This window comes from Lactococcus sp. UBA7128 (assembly GCF_002492185.1).
Classification (GTDB): Bacteria; Bacillota; Bacilli; order Lactobacillales; family Streptococcaceae; genus Lactococcus; species Lactococcus muris.
Genome location: NZ_DKXK01000041.1, coordinates 1 through 4,804, shown reverse-complemented (window position 1 = coordinate 4,804; position 4,804 = coordinate 1). Strand labels below are relative to the sequence as shown.

Below are 4,804 nucleotides of genomic sequence, written 5' to 3'. Positions count from 1 at the left end.
TAGGTTTTTCTACTTGTCTATTTTTATTGGGGCTTGACATTAGCCCAGTTTTTCTTTTAATTCTCTTGCAATTTCCTCTAAGCGATTGTTTTTATTGACCTGTGGGATTTTGTAGCCAATATAATAAGGAGAAGTAATAAAGCGAGGGACGATTTTACAAATATAGCGTTGACTGTCTGGCATTTTGTAGAAGAAAAGATTATAAGAATCACAGCGCCCGTTCATATAGTCATTTAATAAGTATTGTGTAATAATCTGAACCTTGTCTGCCAAATGATCGATATGCTCAAGCTGAGAAATGATGACATTGAACTCCACAAAGCCCATAATCGGACGTGTAGAAAGCGTGATATCTACACTATTTTCCTTCAGTGTTACACCTTCAAAATTTTCAGGAGAGATGTGTTCATAACCATCGGCCTCTTCCAAACCAACAATCTGCATGTGCGGATGGCGTAAAGTCCCACCAGAGTGTGGACCGAAGTTTTTAAACATGAGTACGGATTTATATTGGGGATTATCCAATAGTTTCTGCCAGCATTCAAAGGCAAAGCGAAAGACCTCTCTGTTTTCTTGGACAGAGTAGGTAGAGACATCACCGAGGTGTTTATCTGACTCGATAATCACAGTCATCAAAGAATTTTCGACAGTCGGAAATTTGTTTTTGAGCCAAATTTTGTGCTCTTGATGATCCAAAATATCTTTGAGATTAGGTGTATCACAAAAAGGACAAACTCGCTTTGTTTCAGCAAGGTTTGCGTATTTATTTTTATTGATTTCCATGTTGAAAATCAAAGGATTATCTGTATGTTCAATCATATCTCTATTATAGCATTTCGCAGTCTATTTATTTCTGGAAAAAATTGGTATAATAAGTCGTTACCTATTATTTACTTCAGCCTTCAACTGAATGTAAGCTTTTTTGTTTTTCTAAAGAAAAATAGGAAATCTAATAAAAATAGAAAGAGATGGTGAACAAATAATGGATAATTCAAAAACAAGAGTCGTTGTCGGTATGTCCGGTGGCGTCGATAGTTCTGTTACAGCATTATTGCTAAAAGAACAAGGTTACGATGTCATTGGTGTCTTCATGAAAAACTGGGACGATACTGACGAAAATGGTGTATGTACAGCTACAGAGGACTATAAAGATGTAGCAGCAGTAGCCGATCAGATCGGTATTCCCTACTATTCTGTCAACTTTGAAAAAGAATATTGGGACCGTGTGTTCGAATATTTCTTGGCGGAATATCGTGCAGGTCGTACACCTAACCCAGATGTCATGTGTAATAAAGAAATTAAGTTTAAGGCTTTCCTTGATTACGCAATGGAACTTGGGGCTGACTATGTAGCTACAGGCCACTATGCCCGTGTAACAACAGACGAAGATGGCACCGTTCATATGCTTCGTGGCGTAGATAATAATAAAGATCAAACCTATTTCCTAAGCCAATTGTCACAAGAACAATTGAAGAGAACAATGTTTCCACTCGGTCATTTGGAAAAACCGGAAGTACGTGCTATTGCCGAACGTGCTGGACTAGCAACAGCCAAGAAAAAAGATTCGACTGGAATCTGTTTCATCGGTGAAAAGAATTTTAAAGAATTTTTGACAAACTACCTTCCTGCAACTTCAGGTAAAATGATGACACTAGATGGTGTAGAAATGGGGACACACGCAGGACTCATGTACTATACCATCGGTCAACGCGGAGGTTTAGGTATTGGCGGACAGCAGGGTCAAATGACAAGTGAACCATGGTTTGTTGTGGGTAAGGACTTGAGCAGTAATACACTTTATGTTGGGCAAGGTTTCCACCATGAACATCTGTATTCAGATAGTTTAACTGCAAGCGAACTGAGCTTTACTCGCACAATGCCTGAAGAATTTGACATGCACTGCACAGCTAAATTCCGCTATCGTCAAGAAGACACAGACGTAACAATCGCTGTTAAAAGAGATAAGGTTACAGTCAAGTTTGCGGAGCCTGTACGTGCCATTACTCCAGGACAAGCCGTTGTTTTCTATGATGGAGACGAGTGCATTGGCGGGGCCTTGATTGACTTTGCTTATAAAAATGGCCAGATTATGCAATATCAGTAAACAAGGTGTGAGTTGATTTGGCTTCTTACGCGAGGACAGAGGTGGGCTTGAGAGACATAATCGCTAAGGGACAAAAATTGACCATTCGGCATTTCAACAATGTTAATAACAGAGCAAGTGAAAGGAAAAATTCCACACTTAAAAATTGCGTAGCTTTTAGGAAAAATACTGCTAGAGCAGGTCTAAAATGTATTTGAAAATATTTCAAGCTATTCTTTGTAAAAAAGAAGAAAAAATGCATAAAAAAGCTTTCATTTCTCTCATAGTTGTGATATACTAAGTCATAAGACTGTAGACAGTCAAATTGTTGGAGGAATTTTTTTACAAATGAATGAATTTGAAACATTGTTAAACAGCGTTGAGGACGTTAAAGTACGTGATGTCGTAAAGGGTGAAATCCTTACTATCGAAAATGGGCAAGCAACAGTTGCTATCGTTGGTACAGGTGTTGAAGGTGTCCTTACCCTTCGCGAAATCACAAACGACCGTGATGCTGATATCAATACATTCGTAAAACCTGGTGATATTCTTGATTTGCTCGTTATCAAACAAATTGTTGGTAAAGACGCTGAAGGTGCTAATGTATACCTTCTTTCATTAAAACGTCTTGAAGCGCGTAAAGCTTGGACTGAACTTGAAGGCAAAGAGGGTGAAGTCGTTACTGTTAAGGTTACTAAAGATGTTAAAGGTGGACTTTCAGTAGATTATAACGGTGTGCGCGGATTTATTCCAGCGTCTATGATTGACACATATTTCGTTAAAGATACGAAGAAATTTGTTGGTCAAGAAATTGAAGCTAAAATTATCGAGATTAATGCTGCAGAAAACCGCTTCATCCTTAGCCGCCGTGCTGTAGTTGAAGCTGAAAATATCGAAATGCGCAAAGAAGCTTTTGCTCAATTGAACGAAGGCGATATCGTTGAAGGTACTGTTTCACGTGTTACTAACTTTGGTGCATTCGTTGATCTTGGCGGTATTGACGGACTTGTTCATGTTTCAGAACTTAGCCACAACCGTGTCAAACGTCCAGCAGACGTTGTAAAACCTGGTGACAAAGTTGAAGTTAAAATCTTGAAACTTGATGAAGAAGCTGGTCGTCTTTCACTTTCTCTTAAAGCTACACAAGCTGGCCCATGGGAACAAGTTGAAGAAAAAGCACCAGTTGGCTCAACTGTTGAAGGAACTGTTAAACGTCTCACTGATTTTGGTGCATTCGTTGAACTTTTCCCAGGCGTTGAAGGACTTGTTCACGTTTCGCAAATTTCTTGGGACCGTGTTGAAAATCCAAAAGATGTGCTTAAAGTTGGTCAAGTTGTGAACGTAAAAGTTCTTGATGTGAAACCTGAAGAAGAACGTATTTCACTCTCAATCAAGGCTTTGGAAGAAGCGCCTGCTCGCCCAGCTCGTAACAACGAAGACGGTGAAAAACGTGAACGCAAACCACGCGCACCACGTAAGGCAGCAAAACCAAGCTACGATCTTCCAGAAACTCAAGAAGGTTTCTCACTCGCGGACTTCCTCGGCGAAGACTTCGATATCAACGATTTGTAAGAAAATCTCCAGAAAAGTCACCTTGGTGGCTTTTTTTGATTTCTTCTTTACTAAAGATAATTGCTTCCTTTAATCTATTTTTTCGAAAGACTTCTGAACTTAATTATTCAGGAGTTTTTCTGTTTTATTGAGATTCAGTTATGTTAATTGCAAAAAAATAAATTATTTCATGAATAATACATATTGTTTCGTTAATTTAATATTTTCTTACATAATTAGAGCATTGTGAATAGTAAAACTATGTTAAGCTAAAAGAACAACTATTAGAAAAGAGGAAACCTATGATGAAGAAGAAAAGACAGTTGTCTATCGGGCTGATGAGCCTTGCTTTATTAATGTCCGGAGGAGCGGGTCAAGTCCAAGCTGAATCCTTGGAGGACTTGAAAGCAAGAATGGCAGAACATGTCAAAAAATTAGAGAGGAGTAGCCGCTCAGCAGATTCACAAGAAACAAGAAAAATGGAAAAAGAACTGGAAGAAATGTACTTGAAGATGGTCAATCAAGAAATGAAGGAAAATAAAATCATGGAAAAAATCGATAACTTACCAGTGGTTCCCGACAAAACAGACCGGACACGTGCACGATATGGCAACTGGACCTGGCGTGATGGTGTGATTGCCATTACAAATAGAGGTATTTCTGGAAGTTGGCATGCGGGAATAGTAGCACCACAAAGATTGAGGGTTACAGCGGAAGCTTCACCAAATACAAATGGGGTTAGATTTCAATCTAACTTTGAAGGGCGTGGAAAAGTAGGCAACCATAATGTCTGGCAAACAGGGGTAAAGTCAACAAGCATCTCACAAGATTGGTGGGCAGGTCATTGGGCGGGAAGACAGGTAGGCAAGCCCTATAACTATAACTTCTACCGCACCAATAACAGAAACAGCTTTTACTGCTCGCAGCTGGTTTGGGCAGCCTATATGGATGTTGCTAAGGTTAATCTCAATACCTCAGCTTACGATATCCCAGGGGCGCGAACTATTCATCCGTCGGAGTTGCTGTATAACAATAAAGTCCAGTTGATTTATCGTGCCAAATAAGGATGTCTATCGAACAATGAAAAAAATAATATTACCAGTCCTAGCTGCTGTTTTTCTCTCACTTGGTGCCGTTTTTTTAGTCTCTTGAATAGTCAAGTTAAGTGCA

4 protein-coding genes are annotated in these 4,804 nt (G+C 39.2%); 3 read left to right on the top strand and 1 reads right to left on the bottom strand.

The annotated features are described in order from the left end of the window. Positions 1-39: 39 nt before the first annotated feature. Positions 40-819, bottom strand: coding sequence for a DUF4931 domain-containing protein (locus tag B4H39_RS05000; RefSeq protein ID WP_202230826.1), 780 nt, complete (start codon positions 817-819; stop codon positions 40-42). Between the two features lie 160 nt (positions 820-979). On the opposite strand from B4H39_RS05000, the gene mnmA reads away from it, so the two are divergent. The 3 genes from mnmA to B4H39_RS04985 all read left to right on the top strand — a co-directional run bounded on the left by mnmA (position 980) and on the right by B4H39_RS04985 (position 4,698). Next, positions 980-2,104, top strand: coding sequence for a tRNA 2-thiouridine(34) synthase MnmA (mnmA, locus tag B4H39_RS04995; RefSeq protein WP_251423999.1), 1,125 nt, complete (start codon positions 980-982; stop codon positions 2,102-2,104). A gap of 327 nt (positions 2,105-2,431) precedes the next feature. Then, complete coding sequence (gene rpsA, locus B4H39_RS04990; RefSeq protein WP_202230828.1) at positions 2,432-3,655, top strand: 30S ribosomal protein S1; 1,224 nt, start codon at positions 2,432-2,434, stop codon at positions 3,653-3,655. Positions 3,656-3,936: 281 nt separating this feature from the next. Next, entirely contained in the window at positions 3,937-4,698 is a 762-nt protein-coding gene (locus tag B4H39_RS04985; protein ID WP_251423997.1) for a YiiX/YebB-like N1pC/P60 family cysteine hydrolase, read from the top strand. Positions 4,699-4,804 lie beyond the last annotated feature (106 nt).